The sequence below is a fragment of the Lignipirellula cremea genome (assembly GCF_056501455.1).
The window spans coordinates 2,480,283-2,496,308 of sequence record NZ_CM151415.1; the positions used below are offsets into that span (position 1 = coordinate 2,480,283).

The window sequence follows — 16,026 nt, forward strand, 5'->3', positions numbered from 1 at the left end:
ATCGCAGGTCGATCGAAGGACCGGCTGGCCAGCCATGAGGCAGGCCGCAGCGGTTCGCACGTAGGTCGTTTCCGAGGATGGTACGACGACGGGAGACGAGTTCGGCGGGCTCGGAGGGTTAAGAGCGCTCTAAGGAAGGGATGCGGCTCGACCGGCTTCTTTCTTTCGGGGCGACGGCCTTTCCCGCCCGCTCTCTCATGCGATGCCCGGTATGAGACGTCGCGCAATTCGCGCGATCTTATAGCTGCGGCCTGCATCTTCCGCGCGTTCTGGCGTTAGAGCTTCCGGCGTTCACGGCGTTCGGACGGAAAGCTCTGATATTCATTCCGAACGCCGACTCTCGTTCGAGGAGCCATAGGAAATGGCAACCAAGAAGTCGCCTAAGAAGGCCGCCCCGAAGAAGGCTTCCAAGAAGTCGGCGAAGAAGGCCGCTCCGAAGAAGGCCGCGAAGAAGGCTGCTCCGAAGAAGGCCGCGAAGAAGGCCGCTCCGAAGGCTTCCAAGAAGGCTTCGAAGAAGGCTGCTCCGAAGAAGAAGACCGCGAAGGTCAGCTCGTAAGCGCGTCCTGCCGACTGCGACGCGCGGCGAGCGGATAACCTCCGTACGCCGTCGTCGTCGGGCGTCGACGCGATCGCACCAGATCGTCGTCGTCGCTGACGACGTTACGTCGGCTCGATTCGCCTGCTGTGCACCGTGTCGGCACGACGTCGGGCGCGTTCACGCGTCCGGCGCGCTGCCGGCTCAGTGTTCTGGCGCGCTGCCGGCTCGGCATTCATTCGCCAGGTCGCTTCCTGGCCCTCCGTCGCCTCGCTGCGGCATGCGCTTCGCGCATCCAGGGCGACGAACGCTCTCCCGCGCACCTGCATCGCGGTCGGGAAGGGCCCCTTCGTCGATCGAGCTCATCGCGCTCGCGGATGGGCACGTTCGTATGCTTCGAGCAGGTTGGCCGAGCTGACGTGCGTGTAGATCTGCGTCGTCGTCAGCGACTTGTGCCCCAGCAGTTCCTGCACGCTGCGAATGTCCGCGCCTCGATCGAGCAGATGCGTCGCGAAGCTGTGTCGCAACGTGTGCGGCGAAGTGCGCCCGTCGAGGCCGCTCTCTCGAATGTACTTCTCCAGCATGCGTCCGACGCTGCGCGTCGTGAGACGCGTGCCGAAGCGATTGACGAAGACCGGCGTCATGCCATCGACCTCGGCGTCGGCCGCGAGTTCGCGCACGGCCAGCCAGGCTTCGAGCGCGCGGATGGCATACGAACCTAGCGGCGACAGGCGCTCCTTCTTGCCCTTTCCGTAGACGTGCAGCAGACGCTGATCCCAGTCGAGATCGTCGTCGTTGAGGCCCACCGCTTCGCTGACGCGGAGGCCGGCAGAGTACATCGTTTCCAGGATGGCCCGATCGCGGAGTCCTGCCGGTTCGTCCTTCGGCGGCGCTTCGAGCAGGCGCTTGATCTCGTCGCCCGTCAGGAAGTGCGGCAGCTTTCGTTCGCCGCGCGGATTGCGAAGGGGCTTCGCGGGGTTCGAGTCGATGCCCCCCTCGCGCATGACGAACTTGAAGAAGCTCCGCATTGAGGCCAGGCGCCGCGCGACGGTTCCCTTGGCGTAGCCTGCTTCGTGGAGGGCCGCGACGTACGCTCGCAGATCCTGCGGGGTGAGCTTCTTCGGATCGGGCGTGCGACCGAACTGCTGCTCGAACCAGTCGACGAGGAGCGACAGGTCCTCGCGGTACGACTTGATCGTGAGCGGCGAAGCGTTTCGCTCGGCGACGAGATAGCGCAGGAAGCGTCCGATCGCGGCATGCATGAAGCGACGCTCTTGTAGCCTGCCTTACAGGAGTCGGGCGAACTCGACCCGTACGACTCAATCCAGCGGCGGGATGACTTCGACCTTCACGGCGCCGGAGGGGACGTTCCGCATGTGGCGGCGGATCTTGTCGGAGACGATCGCGGCGTCGACCCAGTTGAACGACAGCGCCGGGTCGGACGCGTAGCGTCCCAGTACCTTCAGCGCGTCGGCCATCCGCGAGTCGTCGTAGAGAAAGATGAAACGTTCCTCGCCTTTCGTGAGGGCGATCACGTTCACTTCCTGCGACTGGTCTTCCGCGGAGTCATCCGTCGACACTGCACCGCTCCCGCGACGATCGAACCCTGGAAACGAGCCGCACGCTTCGCGGTCGCGTCGTCCTGTTCATCGACCGGAAGTCGGGGCCTTCGTCGCTGCGGCCGTTCTCTGTCAGTTCGTAACGATCGTGCCGATGGCCCGGCGAGCCGCCCGATGCCGCCTCCGTCGGGGGAGCAGTGTCGAACAGGCGGTCCGGGCGGAATGACTGCCCCTCCCGTAAAATGTCCTCCCTCGAACGGTGCACAAATATTCCGCTAACGGCGAAGCGATCGTCCGGCGTCGATCGGTCGTTCGTAAGCGCTGTCCAAGAAGAGATTTGCGCCACGATGACGTCGCCGGCGGAACGCCTCCTCTAGCCGCGCCTGGGAGAAAAACACGTTGCTCGGAGGAAATTCGCAGATAAAAATCGCGTCCCCATGCGAACCTTTAGTACGGAGGCTCGTCTGAGTCACCGTGAACGGCCACGGTTCGCGCAGGGTTATCCCTGCGTGACGGGGCACGGTTCGCACCTGGAATTCGCGCGTTTCAGCTCCGGTCTCGCATGACCGGCACGCACGATTCCTTTCGGTTCTGCACTCTCTCGAACGGCGCGTCTGCGCCTGGGAGCCGTCGCGATGATTAGCAATTCGATCAACCTCGCCAAGCAAGCTGACGTCAACGCCATTCAGGGCGCCGCCGTCTCGTTCGCTTCGGGTCTGGGTTCGGATTGCCGTCGCGGCTGTCCGGGCACGCACGTACGCGTAACGGGAGGGCGAACGTCCCACGTCGGAACGGGATGGCATCGCTCCGCATCAGGCATGTGCCTGGCAGCGGCGATGCAACGCGACGCGTGGACCTATCAGGCGTATTTCGCGCCTGCCGGGTTCGCGAGTCCGGCAACCCCGCCGAAGGCAGGCAAACCGTCGAAAGACGCCAGCCGCCTTCGGGAAGCGCTAACCCTCGAAGCGCTACCGACCAGACGATCCGCCCCGCAATCCAGGCTCGCAGCCTGAGCCCGTTCGGCTCGCTCCGAAACCGATTGCCGGCAGATCGCTGAGACGGCCTCAGACGAAGGGTCTGAGCGTACGTTCTTAGCCCGATCTGCCTCGCATTCGATCTAGCGGCGATTCGAACTCTCCCGACCGTACCGTTCAACCTTGGGGATCGCTCTCTTCGCGATCGAGCCGAGCCCGCATGCCGCGGCGCCAGGCTCTCGCGAAGACGAACGACTCTCCGATGCCGAGAGAGAGTTATCGCATGACCGCCCTTCAGGAAATTCAGACTGTCGCCGAGCTCGTGCACGAGGCCCGGACCGGTTCGCAGCTCGCCTTCGAGCGGCTCTACGAGCGCTACGTCGCTCGGGTGACCGCGATCGCCCGGCAGTGGCTCAAGAACGACGCCGCCGCCCAGGAACTCGTGCAGGAGGTCTTCCTCCAGGCGTACCTCAAGCTCGACCAGCTCGACACGCCGGAGGCCTTCGGCGGGTGGATCGCGATGATCGCCCGGCGGATGGCGCTCAACTCCCTCGGTCGCCAGAAGCAGGCGATCTCGACGGAGCCGGAGATCCTCGAAGCGACCTGCGTGCAGATCGCTCCCCCGGACGAGGCTGCGATCGCCGACGAGGCGAAGCAGCAGCTCCGGGCGGGGATGTCTCGACTGGGGAAGCTCGACCGGAAGACGCTCGAGGCCTTCTACTTCGAGGGGCAGTCCCTCGTGGAGATGGCCGAGACGTTCGACGCGCCGGTCGGGACGATCAAGCGTCGGCTTCACGTCGCCCGGAAGCGGCTCGCCCAGCAGCTCGAGCCGACGATGAGCGCGTGAAAGTCGTTCGCTGAGCTCTCAGGCATTTCTGAGCGGGGGGGGCGTAAACCCCCCGAGTCCGGAACGGCCGGAGAACTCGCGTCCAAAGAAGAAGCGGGTCGGCGACAATCGCCGGCCCGCTTTTTTGTTATTCACTCCGTCCGACCGATTCTGCCTACCCCGCGAACGTCCGTTCCCGGCTGAGCGTGCAGCTCTTGTCGATGAAGACGTTGCCGGTCATGTAGATCGGCAGCCAACTGTTCGAACTCATCGGCACGCGGATCCGGACTGTCACCTTCTGCGTCGACGCCTGGATCGTGGCGGGGTCGACCGTGACGGTCGCCTGCTTCACGCCGGTGGTTGCCAGCACGGCGTTCACCTTGGTCGTGATCTTCGCCGACGTGGCGCCGGGCAGCACGCTCTGCCGCGCGCCTTCGAAGAGCGCGTCTTCGACCGTGTTACGCACCATGCTCACCCGGGCGAATTCCAGCGCCCCGAACGTGAGCGCGAAGACGATCGGCACGACGAACGCCATTTCGACGGTCGTCGCCCCGCGGCGCGACGTGGCGCGGCGAGTCGATGCGGTTCGGATTCTGAAGTCAGGCATGGCGGAGACTCCGCTTCGGACGGCGGCGCGGAGGATTACTGAATCGTCACGACGGGGAGCATCCGGGCGAGCTCTTCGAACGTGTCGCGGAGCCCGTCGGCGTCGCCGGCGTAGAAGTGACGTCCCTTGCCGATCGCGGCGACTTGTTCCATCGTGCTCGCGCCGCCGTTCGACAGGAACGTCACGCAGTGAATGGTGATTCCTTGATCGGCTATCGCCCGGGCGGTGATCTTCGGGTCGGTCCCCTGATTCCACTGACCGTCGGTCATGACGATCATCACCTTCTTCGAGTACGGCTTGACGTCCGTACCGGTCAGAACCTTTTGGCCTTCGATCATCCCTGCCGAAAGGTTCGTCGAACCGAGCATCGGGAGATCGCCGCGTGCCTGAAGCGAGGTCTGAATCGTCGGGTAGGTCGTCGTCAGCGGCACGTCGATCGACGCCGCAATGGGAGCGTACTTCTTCAGCTTGCTCGAGAGACTCGAGGCGGAGATCGTCGAACTCCACGTCACGAGCGAAACTCGCGGCTTCTCGTCGCAAACTTCCTCCACGGTCGTGAAGAACGTCTGCGTCGCGTCTTCCAGCGCGGCCCAGCGGCTGCCCGGGTTGTAGGGCGGGTATTCCTGGCTCGACGAGTTCCACGGAGCCCCCGACGGATAGTCCCAGTCGTTGCCTGAAAGATCGAAGCACATCGAGTGCGAGCGGTCGATGACCAGGCAGATTTCCTGCTCGTAGAAAGCCGACGTCGAAGCGCGCCCCGGATTGAAAGTGTCCCGACCCAAGAAGCCGCCCAGGAAGAGCGCGACCGACTTGTCGCCGGCGGCCTCCGACAGTTCCTTGTTAATCTGAACGGCGCTGTAGGGGGTGGCGTTCGCGTTGAAGGCGTACGAGCCGTCGGGCTGCCGCGTCACCGATCCGACCTTGATATCCTTATTCTTGAGGTTCAAGGTCCGACCGGCGACGGGGTTGAGCTTCGCGACGCGTTTGGCTTCCTTACGGACATCGGCGATGGTGCCGGACTCCGTCAGGGCGACCACGCCGGCCCGGCTCGACGCGTCGAGCGTGACCTGCAGCTCGGTATTCACCATCTGCATGTAGGCGATGTCGATCGTGAACGCCGCGGCGGCGATCACGACCACCAGCAGAAACGCCAGCAGGGCCATCATGCCGCCCCAGCGCGAGCGGCGGGCGACGATGCGGCGGGAAGCTAGCGAACGAGCGGAGCCGGTGCGGGCGAACATCTCAGGGCCTCGAATCGGCGAACGTGCGAAAGGGAGCGGACCGCCAGGGGCGATCGGATCGGATGCGAAACGGGCGACGTCACTGCTTAACCATCACCACCCGGTAATCGACGGTCGGCAGCGGGAAGAAGTCGCTCTTGGTGATGGAGTTAGACCCCAGCGGCGCGGACACCGTTACGGTGACGTCCGAGCCGCGAGGCGCCGACTCCGCCGGACTGGGCGAGATCGTGATCACGGCGTCTTTGATGTCCGCCCCGGCGAGCATCTCGAGCCCGCGGAGGCGTGCATCGGCTTCCGATCCGCCGTCGGTCGTCGCGATGCGAGCCACGTCGTAGGCGACGCCGCCGACCAGTTGCCGCAGGTGGATACCGTGCGCCGCTTCGATCGAGCCGAACACCAGCGAAATGAGCACGGGCAGCACCAGCGCCGTTTCGACCGTCGCGGTCGCTCGTCGCGAGCTCGCCCTGCGCAGCACGCTACGCCGGGCGGTCGACGTCGGAGACCGACGACCGGGGACGAGGCGTGAAGCTGTCGGCACGATGCGCATGACGGGGAAACGATCGTCGGTACGAATTCGGGACTCGGAAGGGTCGGCACCCGACGGCGCAGACCCTCCCGCGATTGCGAAAACGTAGGTCGAATCCGATCCGGAAGAGGGTCCTTTGGGGGGATCTCCCCGGGAATCCGCAGCGAACTACGGTCCGGCGGCGACTGTCCGTGCGGCCTGTGCCGATTAGCCGGTCGTTTTCTCGCGGCGCCGCTGAGGCGAAAGCGTCCGCCTCGCTCCAAGAACGACCAGCGCCGCACACGCGAGAGCGCCCGTCACGAGATACCAGGGCAGCCTTGAATCGGGCTCCGGCAGCGGCGGATCGGGCGAGTCGACCGTCGCGCGATCGAAGACGGGACCGGCGAACTCGGGGGAAAGGTCGACGGCGTAGTAGCATGTCCCGAACAGGTTCTTGCGGACGACGCCGAGCGTCGATTCGCGGTACGAGAACGAGGCTCCGTCGAACGCCACGCGTCCGTCGCGCGAGGCGAGCGTATGATAGGTCGTCAACTCCCGGCGGTGGCGCCCGCGATAAGACCGCTGCTCGACGCGCCCGCCTCCCAGAGTCACCGGCGTGGGCTTCGTCCGGACGACGATCTCGTCCACGTAGTCGCAGCGTTCGACGGCCCAGTCGAGGTCGGATCTCGCGACGATCGCCCAGGCGACGACGAGGGGCCGTTCGAGCGACGGGTCCTGCTCCGGATCGTGGTCTTCGGCGTTCGAGTAGGGGAATCGCAGGTCGAACCGCACGCGGTCGTCGTCGATCCGCTCCACCGCCGCGATATCTTCGGCCTGAAGACGCGTCAGCGCCTCGTCGAGCGGAGCCGTCCACTTCCACGCGGCGATGCAGGGGGGCAGACAATACGGCGCCCGAGGCAGGCGAGCCTCGGGCACCGTCCGTGCAATCGTCGCCGCCGGATCGGTTAGCGCGCTGGCTGCGCCGTCCCGCGCTCGTTCGTCGACGGAGTCCTCGCTCGCCGGCTCTTCGGCTGCCGCGACGTCCGCCTCGCCGTCGAGCGCGCGTCGAAAGATCAACTCCCAGCGATTTCCGCACTTCGCGAAGCGTCGGCGATAGCGACCGTCCAGGCATTCGGTCCAGGCGGTCCCGGCGATGTAGTCGCCGTTTCGGACGAGGCCCTCGTCGCGAAGGGTCAGGCGTTCGTAAGCGGTGGCGGCGGCGTTGACTCGCTCGACGACGAGATAGGACGTCGGTCGAATCTCCGCGGCCTGCTTCCACGCCCCGATCGCCTCGGCGACGACCCGCTCGCGCGCGGCGCCTTCGAGAGTCGTTTCGGGACTCGGCGCCTGCTGCTGCCCATCGTCCAGCCAGTTCAGAGTGACGAAGTCCGGAACGGCGCCGCCCAGCGCCTCATAATGGTCGTCGAGCGAAGCGCCGTCGTCCGTGAATGGAGGGAGCGGGTCGTCGGACGAGTCCTCGAACGCGTACCCCAGATCGGCATCCTGACGAAGCAGACGCTCCAGCGCGACCGGCGAAACGGGCTGCCGGAACGCGATCTTTCGCAGCGGCGCATCGAGCGGCATCGCATCGGTCGAAACGAACAGCCACGGAAAGCCGGGGGCATCGCGTTCGACCTGAAAGGCCACGCCTTCCCGCGACAGCCCCGCAAGGATCTCGTTCTGTTCCCGCGCATCGTCGAGATAGCCCTTGATCCAGCCCGCGAAGCTGATGACCAGCAGTCCGCAGGCGAGCATCGTCGCGAAGCCGAACCGCAGGCCGAAGCGCCGGCGTTCCTCCGGTCGACCGGCGGGTTCCCGAATGGGTCGACGTCTCAGACTTGAAACGATCCCGCCGCCGATCGCCAGCAGCAGGAACGCGAGTCCGGCAGCGGACAGAACGCGATACGTTCGCCAGACGGGTAGCTCGCCAGACTCAGGCAGGCCGGGGTCGTACGACCGCGGATCGAACACGCATTCGGAATAGAGGGGGTCGAACTCCGTGACGATTCGCGTCCGGACGTATCCGTCGACGTAGCCCGGCAGGAACTCGTCGGACGTTTCGGAAGCGGTCCACCTTTGCGTCCGAAGGGCCTCGGTCACGACCGGTTCGTGTCCCTCCCGCTTCAGTCGCACGACGCCGGCGTGAATCGTCGTCCGGCCCCAGTCGGACTCTTCGGCGAACGCCTGGTAGCGCTCGATGCCGAAATCCAGATCGGAGCGGACGATCGCGGACAACCGGACCACGCGACTGGAGGAAGCATGCCACGGTTTCGTTTCGACGAGCAGGCGGTTCTCGTCGAGGCGATCGATCCGCACGACGTTCTCGCCCTGCGGTCCCAGGAGATCGACGGGCCGATCGCTGAAGTATCCGATCGGAAACTCGTGCGGATCGGAAGCGAATCTCTCGGGCTGTGCGACCTCCGGCTTCCGAGATTCGGCCTCCGGCAAATCGAGATCGCACGCCGCGGCGATGCGCCACACGCCCGCTTCCGACTGCGCGACGTAGAGCGCCTCCTCCGTTCGCAGGAACAGATGCGAAGTGCCCCCGCGCAGGCGTTCCAGGACTCCGGCGGATCCGACGTCGATCCGGCGTTCGCCGTCGTCGAGGACGATCTCCCAATGCGTCGAACCGTAGAAGTCGTCCTGGCCGCCCACTTCGGTCTCGACCCGTTCCAGTCTCGGTCGCGCCGAGGTTTTAGCGCGCCAGTAGCTTTCGATCCGCCGCGCGAGTTCGCGAACTTCCTCCTCTGGAAGCGGATCTCCCTTCGGGAACGGCTCGGACAGGCTCCCGATCGGAATCGTCTCGGGAGGAAGCGTCGGCAGCGGGCGTCCGAACGGCAAATCGTCGGCCGACTGCTCGATCTCCGGGAACCAGTTCCGCGCGTACGGCGTCTCGGGACCGAGGTAGCAACGCACGCCGGGGAGACGCATCGCGCGATCGCGAACGGGCGCGGGAGGAGAAACCGTCGCGAAACCGTTTCGCGCCACGTTCACCGCCTCTACGCGACCGACGAACGGCAGGCTCCATGGGAGGGTTTCGCGTCTCTGCTCCTTCCTCGCGTCGAACTCGTGCGGCGCCGTTTCGCCCTGCCGGCGGTATTCGACGACGCCGTCTTTCCCGGCCAGCGCTTCGATCGCGGCGAGCTCTTCCACGAACGAGTCGCGGTGGAAGCTCCACCAGCCCGCGACGCCCCACGCCAGCAGCACAAGGCCCGCGAGCGCGAGCAGCGAAACGACGGTCGCGCAGAAGAGTCGATTCATGACAGGCGCGGCAGAGACCCCTGCCCACGTTGTAACCGCCCGGGGGGCGTCACGCAGGCGGATTCTCGGAAGGGCCGGTCGAAAACGACGGGCGAAGGCCGTCGTCGGGAACTCGCGAGGACGTTACGCCGCTTTGCGGGCGTTGTAAACGTGCGGGTTCAGCGACGGGTCGTTGTACATCTTGTTCTGGCGATAGGTCTTGTGACGCTTTTCGCCGGCGTAGATGGCGCCGACCAGTCGTTGCAGCGAGCAGGAAAGATCGAGCCGCTGCGTGCGGCAGGTCCGCAGCTTGGCGGCGATCCGCTCGGCCTCTTCGCTGTGCGGTTCGCGACGACCGAGCTCTTCGTCCAGGTGGAAGATCCGCAGGGCGATGATCGACAGGCGATCGATGGCGCTGCCGGGGGTTTCCGTTTCCTGCACCGCGATGGGCGAAGGATGGACGTGCTTCGCGGCCAGATCGGACGTGATCCAGTCGTCCAGCCGTTCGATCCAGTCGTTGCGGCGCTGGTTGAGTCCGTCGATCGCCCGCTTCACGGCGGCGATTTCGCGGTCGGTCGCGACGGGCGAGCGGGCCTTATCCTCTTCGTGCCAGAGCCGAAAGTTGAAGGCATGCTGTTCGGCGACGAGGCGATAGAACCCTTCGCCGCGCTCCTCGATCGGCGCCGCGTGCCATTCCTGAACGAGGGATTCCTGCAGTTCCGTCACCAGGGCAGCGCTGAGCATCTTTCAGACCTTCCTTGATCGATCGTCCGCGTCCGTCGCGAATACGGCCGGGGATCATACTCCTTCGCTTCGGGCAGCCTCAAGATCGTTTTCGAGGACCGGCGGAGCGATGGAACGGGCCATTTTCCTGAGCGGGGGGTCACGCCCCTCGCTCAGATCGAGGCGCCTGGGTCGCTCAGAGCGACGCATGCGACGGGCGCTCCGAGCGAAAGCGATCGTCGCTACTTCTGCGAAGTCGCCTTCTTCACCGGAGCCGAGAGGCGGCGGAGTTCTTTGAGGCTCTTCCAGGCGCGGTAGCCCCAGACGGCGGAGGCGGTCCAGGCGAGCAGTCCGGCGCCGACGACGAGCAGGTTGCCCTCGGCTCCGAACCAGAGCGCCAGCGTTCCCAGGATCGCTGCGACGCCTGACAGGGCCGCGGTGGTGGCCGTCTTGCCGTAGCTCTTTCGCACGGCGCTGCTGAAGATGGCCGACCGGGTCGATTCGATCGCCAGCTCGCGCATCGCCGAAAGCTTGTCGCTCTGCTCGGGCGCTTCGCAGCGCGGCGTGAATTCGCTTTCCGTCAGGGGCACGAACGAGACCGGTTCGACCTCGGCTTCGGGCGCCCGCTTCGGGGTCGGCGCGATCGTGGCCCGACGAACGTCGTGTACGGGCTGCGTCAGTTGCACGGCGGACTCGCCGCGAACGCGTCGCAGCAGGCTCTGCATGTAGTCGTCGATCGAATCCTCTTCCGACTCGGCCGGCGCCGGCGCGAACGAAGCTTGCGGTTCGACCGGCTGCGGCTCAGCGTAAGTATGTCCGCCGAACGCGGGTCGTTCCATTTCGCGGTCGGTAGCTCCGTCGAACGATTCGGTCGACAGATCGTCCGTCTCGTCGATGGTGTGACCCATGCGGGCGAGCAACTCGGCCACGCTGCTGGGCGGAGCTTCTACCTCCGTCGCCGGCGGGAGTTCCATCGAGTCATCGTGCGCGTCGAAGTTCGTTCCGCTTTCGCCTTCGTTTTCGTCGCCGTTCAGGAAGTCGCGCAGGAGGAATCCGGAAGCCGGAGCCTCGTGGGGAGCTTCTTCCTCGCGATCGGCGTCGGCGTCGATTTCGACCGCCGGCTCTTCTTCGAACCGCTCCGGTCGCGGGGCGAAGCGCGACAGGCGATCTTCGGCGATCTGTCGCTGACGCTCCGCCTCGAAGGCGTCGAGGACCTCGCGATCTTCAGCCGGTTCGCCGACGGCCGGCGACGCTTCGCTGGCGGGTTCGTCGAATTCGGTCAAGTCGCCGAAGAAGCGGAAGCCGCCGCGCCGCGGTTCTTCGATCGTCGCTTCGTCGTGCGAGACGTGCGCCGGCTCATCGAACGACGACGACTCTTCGACCGGCGACGCGGTTTCGTACGTCGGTTCGTAAGCCGATTCATAGGTCGGCTCGGCCAGCTCTTCGTCATCCGATTGCAGGTAATCGGCCAGGCCGCCCTGCGGACGAGCGACGTCGCGAAGCGCTTCCTCGCGTTCGCGGGCCAGTTCTTCGCGTTCCCGCTGAATCTCCAGGCGCTGCCGTTCGGCTGCCGCACGCAGACGCTCTTCGACGAGGCGGGTCTTCTCGGCCAGCTCTTCCATCCGGCAACGGGCCAGATCCTCGAACGCGGCCTTCTCTTCTTCCCAGGCCTGGCGATCGACGTCGATGAACGACTGTTCGCTGACGTTCGACGGCGTCGCGTTCGCCGCGGCGGCCAGGCGATCGTGGGCTTCGCTCAGTTCGCGCTGCTTCTCGGCGATCAGCGCCGTCTGCTCCATCGCGAGGCGCTCGTATTCTGCCCGGTCTGCGTCCCAGAGGCGCTGCTGTTCGCGAAACTTCGTCCGTTCAAGTTCAAGTTCGGCCCGCTCGGACGCGAGATCCGTCGACGACGTCGCCGCGAGTTCCGAGCGCAGGCGCTCCTCGGCCTCCTTCACGGCAGACTCGATCGCGATCGCCAGGCGCTCGTTCGCCTCGGCTTCCGCCCGGGCGAGTCGCTCGATGAGATCGTTCGCCTGCTCCTCGAGCGCCGCGGCGCGAGCCTCGGCGGCGGCGAAGCGCTGCGATTCCAGTTCTTCCAGCCGCGAACGCTCCGCGGCGAAGCGTTCGTCCGCTTCGGCCAGCGCGCGGGTCACGGCAGCTAAACGCTGTTCTTCCGCGACTTCTTCGGCACGCTGCACGCGGGCCTCGTAGACCCGACGCATCTGTTCGAGTTCGTCCTGGGCGTCGCCGAGCATGCCGCGCAGCGAATCCATCTCCGCTCGCGTAGCGTCGTCCCGTTCGCGGCCCTGCGCGTCGAGTTCGGCTTCCAGTCGTCGCTGCTCTTCGACCGAGGCGGAAATGCCGTCAGTCGCCTGACGCAGCGCTTCTTCCAGCTCCGCCGCGCGACGATCGAGTTCTTCCCGATCGCGATAGGACGCGGTCAGTCGTTCGTTGAGTCGTTCGGTTTCGGCACGTTCCGATTTGAGGAGCGTACGGAGCGAATCGGCGAGCGGAGATTCCTGTTCGATCAGGTCGCGCGCTTCGGCGGACGACGCAGGCCGTCCGGTCGCGACGCGCAGTTCCTCCTGCAATCGGCGAAGCTCGCCCACCAGCAGGGCGCCGTCCCAGCGAGCGCTTCTCTTCGCTTCGCCGCGAGCGACCGGGCGCGAGGGCCTGGCCGGCATGCGGGGCGATCCCTGTTCCTCGACGACGATTTCGACGTCCTCGACCGAGAGGCGATCGCCCGGGCGAAGGGGGCGTTCGTCGAACGCTTCGCCGTTCAGGCGGACGGACTCGCAGCGACTGCGGACGATCGTTTCATCGGCCGAGCGAACGAGTTCGCAGACGGTTTCCGGCGCCGACGGTCCGAGGCGGAGGTTGCAGTCGCCCGCCGAGCCGACGAGGCAGCTCTCCGAGCGGACCGTGAGCGTGCGCCCGTCGCAACCGCCGCCGCGAACGGTAAGCCGCAGCGGAACGAGAGATTCCGCGATGCCCGACGAATCGAAAGTGGCCGATGCCGACATGTTTCCGCACGCTCCGAAGATGTTCCGAGGCGACGACGTCCTCTGGCGGCCGATGCGTCCGACGAAGGGTCAGAAGCGCGGGCGCAGAAAAACGTGTCGCCAAACGGATACGTCGCCGTTTGCGTACGTCAACATCGCGGTGCGGTTGGGAGGGGCGGGGCGGTTCCGGAAGATCAGGCCGCGGAAACTGCCGCCGTTCTGACGGAAAGATGGGCCCCGTTAGGAGACGGAAGCGTCCCGTGATGCTCCCCAGCCGCTGCGGGGTAGAGCATTTTCTGTTCGACGCGTCAAGTGTCTGGGGGATTTTCCGAGAGGAAAAATTCCCGATGACGACGGGCTCAAAATCGATTCAAAACCCGGCAGGCGCTGCACTTGGAGCGAGTCGGCCGACGGGCTCCCCAGAGCGCAGCGCGGCGACCCGGAAGGACTCTCATTCTCACCGGATCGACGCCTCCTATCATTTTGGGGGAAACGTCGGAACTCGACCGGCGACTGAGACGTATTATCCCGTACCGAGCGAATAGGGTTTCCCGCGCGATCCGGTCTTCGCACGAAGTCCCCGATCCCTCGGCGGCTCCCCCGCAGCAGAGATCGGCGGCGAATCGGGCCGCGGAAGATTCCCGCCTCCCGGACGAATGTCTGGGGGACGAACGGCGCCTCAACGAGGAACGCATCGATGGGTAGAAAGCAACAACTCGAGCAGCTCAAGAAGGTCCTGTTGAAGCGGCGGGACGCGCTGCGCAGGGCGATCGAGGGAGACTGGACGCTGCTCAACGAGCTGCGCGACCAGGGGGGCGATCTGCTGGACCTCGCGCTCGATTCGTCGCAGGGCGAATTGAACAGCGCGCTGATGGAAGCCGAGAGCCGCGAACTGGCCCAGATCGAACGTGCCATCGAACGAATGGAAGACGGCACCTACGGTCTGTGCGAAGTCACCGGCAAGCCGATTCCGCTTGCCCGGCTGCAGGCCCTTCCGTATGCGACGCTCTGCATCGAAGCGCAACGTGCGCTGGAGAAGCGGGGCCATCGCGCCGATCGGAACGGCGACTGGGGCCGAGCGCTCGAATTCAGCGACGAGGAAAAGGAAGAGATCCGCCTCGCCGATCTGGAAGTCGACGCGTAGTCGGCGACCCGAAGCGACCCGGTCGCGGGGATCGACCTCCGTTCGTGCAGGTTCTGCACGACGGCGCGTTTCTTCGCGAAGAAGGGGCACGAGCGCGTGTCGGGATCGGGCGACCTGCTCCGCCGCTTGAGAAATTCCGCGATTCACCAAGCTCGTCTTTCCGAAGAGAAGGACGAGCTTTTTTCGTTTGCGCATTTCCTGTCGGGCTGGCGCCCCCGCCTGCCATCGGACCCTCGCTCGCTTTCCCGGCAGGCGGGGGCGCCAGCCCGACGAGAAGCGGCGAAGGGATGCGGAACTCTCCGCCTCCCGGCGCCGTACAGAGACGCGAACGAAGCTTCCGCGGCATCGGATGCCTGCGACGCGACGAACGGACTCGAACGCTCCGCGTTTCCCGTTACTTCGTGCGAAGGCCCCCTCTTGGTTACGCTCCGCCGCTTCGCCGTCTCGCCCCTCTTCGTGGCGATTGGTTTCGGTTTCGCCCCTGCGTTCGTCGGGCCGACGTCCTCCGCGTTTGCGCAGGGCGATCGCCTCGTCGACCTCGGACGCGATCCGCAACTTCTCGCCGCGCCGGCGACGGCGCTCTCCGCATCGGGCGAGGCGGCGGAACTCCGCCGGCAGATCGCCGAGGACGCCGAATTCGTCGCGCGGCAGAATCGGCTGATCAAGAACGTCTACCGCCTGATCGAACCGTCGGTCGTCCATCTGGAAGCCCGTAAGGCGGGAGCGTCGGGTAAGGGGAGCGCGCTGGAAGAGGCGGGCTCCGGCGTGCTGCTCGAACGGGGCGGAAAGATCTGGGCCCTGACCAATCGTCACGTCATCGACGGCGCGGCGCTGCAGCAGATCCGCGTCGAAACGTCGGACGGCCGCGCCGTGCAGCCGACGCGAGTTTTCTCCGACGTCGATTCGGACATCGCCGTGCTGGAATTGCCGCTCGTCGGGGTGACGCCGGCGACCTTCGGCAACAGCGACGCGATCGAGATCGGCGACTTCGCCCTGGCGGTGGGAAGCCCCTTCGGACTCAGCCGGTCGATCACCTTCGGCATCGTCTCCGCGATCGGTCGGCGCGATCTGCGGCTGGGCACGGGCGAGCTGCGTTTCCAGGACTTCCTGCAGACCGACGCCGCCATCAACCCCGGCAACAGCGGCGGACCGCTGCTGAACCTGCGGGGCGAAGTGGTCGGCATCAACACGGCCATCGCCAGCGCCTCCGGCGGATCCGAAGGGATCGGATTCGCCATCCCCAGCAACATGGCGCTCGCCGTGGCACACCAACTGGTCGATTTCGGCGAGGTCCGTCGGGGCTACCTGGGGGTGCGGCTGGATGCGACGTTCTCCGCCGCTGAGGCGGGGCGACTGGGCGTTCCTTCGAGTTCGGGCGCACGGGTCTCGGGCCTGACGCCTGAATCCCCGGCAGCGATCGCTCAGCTTCGCAAGGGCGACGTGATCGTCAAGTTCGACGGCTCGCCGATTCGCGACGACAACCACCTGATGAATCTGGTCAGCCTGACCCCGGTCGGCAAACGGGTCGGACTGGTCGTGTTTCGCGACGGCAAGCTCTACGACCTGGCGTTGGAATTGGCCGAACGCAACGCGTACGAGGCTCCGTAGCACGATCGTCTCTCCCGATTCGTCTTGTCGGCGGCGGCCCCGTTCGATAGTCTCCCGCGACT

Annotated in this window: 12 protein-coding genes; 4 read left to right on the forward strand and 8 right to left on the reverse strand. The window is 65.9% G+C overall.

Annotated features, from left to right (window positions below; all coding sequences use genetic code 11):
* Positions 1-361: 361 nt before the first annotated feature.
* Complete coding sequence (locus SH602x_RS09675) at positions 362-556, forward strand: hypothetical protein (RefSeq protein WP_479476590.1); 195 nt, start codon at positions 362-364, stop codon at positions 554-556.
* A 341-nt stretch (positions 557-897) separates the two neighbouring features.
* Here the strand turns inward: SH602x_RS09675 and xerC are convergent, their stop codons facing one another.
* Both xerC and SH602x_RS09685 read right to left on the reverse strand, forming a co-directional pair.
* Positions 898-1,797 (reverse strand): tyrosine recombinase XerC, encoded by a 900-nt coding sequence (xerC, locus tag SH602x_RS09680; protein ID WP_479476591.1) that lies wholly within the window; start codon positions 1,795-1,797, stop codon positions 898-900.
* A gap of 57 nt (positions 1,798-1,854) precedes the next feature.
* Complete coding sequence (locus tag SH602x_RS09685; RefSeq protein WP_479476592.1) at positions 1,855-2,115, reverse strand: hypothetical protein; 261 nt, start codon at positions 2,113-2,115, stop codon at positions 1,855-1,857.
* Between the two features lie 1,236 nt (positions 2,116-3,351).
* Here SH602x_RS09685 and SH602x_RS09690 point away from each other — a divergent pair.
* A complete protein-coding gene (locus SH602x_RS09690) occupies positions 3,352-3,915 on the forward strand; it encodes an RNA polymerase sigma factor (RefSeq protein ID WP_479468805.1) in 564 nt (187 codons plus the stop codon).
* A 154-nt stretch (positions 3,916-4,069) separates the two neighbouring features.
* Here the strand turns inward: SH602x_RS09690 and SH602x_RS09695 are convergent, their stop codons facing one another.
* The 6 genes from SH602x_RS09695 to SH602x_RS09720 form a co-directional block, all read right to left on the reverse strand.
* Positions 4,070-4,501: a TadE/TadG family type IV pilus assembly protein gene (locus SH602x_RS09695; protein ID WP_479476593.1), complete on the reverse strand. Its 432-nt coding sequence runs from the start codon at positions 4,499-4,501 to the stop codon at positions 4,070-4,072.
* A gap of 35 nt (positions 4,502-4,536) precedes the next feature.
* The gene (locus SH602x_RS09700) at positions 4,537-5,742 is read right to left on the reverse strand and encodes a VWA domain-containing protein (RefSeq protein WP_479476594.1); all 1,206 of its coding nucleotides are present in this window, start codon (positions 5,740-5,742) and stop codon (positions 4,537-4,539) included.
* Between the two features lie 79 nt (positions 5,743-5,821).
* Entirely contained in the window at positions 5,822-6,217 is a 396-nt protein-coding gene (locus SH602x_RS09705; protein WP_479476595.1) for a TadE/TadG family type IV pilus assembly protein, read from the reverse strand.
* Positions 6,218-6,475: 258 nt separating this feature from the next.
* On the reverse strand, positions 6,476-9,508 hold the full coding sequence (locus SH602x_RS09710; protein WP_479476596.1) for a hypothetical protein: 3,033 nt from the start codon (positions 9,506-9,508) through the stop codon (positions 6,476-6,478).
* 123 nt (positions 9,509-9,631) lie between these two features.
* Positions 9,632-10,231, reverse strand: coding sequence for a DUF4254 domain-containing protein (locus tag SH602x_RS09715; RefSeq protein WP_479476597.1), 600 nt, complete (start codon positions 10,229-10,231; stop codon positions 9,632-9,634).
* 221 nt (positions 10,232-10,452) lie between these two features.
* Positions 10,453-13,233: a hypothetical protein gene (locus SH602x_RS09720; RefSeq protein ID WP_479476598.1), complete on the reverse strand. Its 2,781-nt coding sequence runs from the start codon at positions 13,231-13,233 to the stop codon at positions 10,453-10,455.
* A gap of 676 nt (positions 13,234-13,909) precedes the next feature.
* On the opposite strand from SH602x_RS09720, the gene SH602x_RS09725 reads away from it, so the two are divergent.
* Positions 13,910-14,356, forward strand: coding sequence for a TraR/DksA family transcriptional regulator (locus SH602x_RS09725; RefSeq protein ID WP_479476599.1), 447 nt, complete (start codon positions 13,910-13,912; stop codon positions 14,354-14,356).
* Between the two features lie 417 nt (positions 14,357-14,773).
* The gene (locus tag SH602x_RS09730; RefSeq protein WP_479476600.1) at positions 14,774-15,964 is read left to right on the forward strand and encodes a S1C family serine protease; all 1,191 of its coding nucleotides are present in this window, start codon (positions 14,774-14,776) and stop codon (positions 15,962-15,964) included.
* Positions 15,965-16,026 lie beyond the last annotated feature (62 nt).